The organism is Mesorhizobium sp. M8A.F.Ca.ET.161.01.1.1 (genome assembly GCF_004792105.1).
Taxonomy (GTDB): domain Bacteria; phylum Pseudomonadota; class Alphaproteobacteria; order Rhizobiales; family Rhizobiaceae; genus Mesorhizobium.
In genome coordinates this window covers 1-279 of the sequence record NZ_SRTD01000510.1, presented here as the reverse complement: position 1 = coordinate 279, position 279 = coordinate 1, and the positions used below count along the sequence as shown (strand labels likewise).

Sequence of the window (279 nt, the reverse complement as noted above, 5' to 3'; positions counted from 1 at the left end):
CCAGGCTGTACAGCAGCGCGAACAGGGGGGCGAATGCATTGCCGGCCCACCACCCGAGGGCGGACACCAGCCACATCGCACCCGACAACACGGTGAACAACAGGACGAACTGCCGGGCATCGAGCGCCCGTGGGGGACGCAGCCGCAGCTGCGTACCTGACCCATCCGGAGCTGGAAGCACCTCGATCATGTCGCAACCGCGTTCCTGCCGCGGGAAACGTCTCGATGGTAGCCCCGCCCTCTCGCCGGTAGCAAGGGTGCATTCACACTTTTTCCGAT

General features: G+C 65.2%; 1 protein-coding gene. It reads right to left on the bottom strand.

Translation table 11 applies throughout. The annotated features are described in order from the left end of the window. A partial coding sequence (locus tag EN804_RS36785) for a DUF2244 domain-containing protein (RefSeq protein WP_135922457.1) occupies positions 1-190 on the bottom strand: 190 nt, incomplete at its 3' end. Between the last annotated feature and the right edge of the window lie 89 nt (positions 191-279).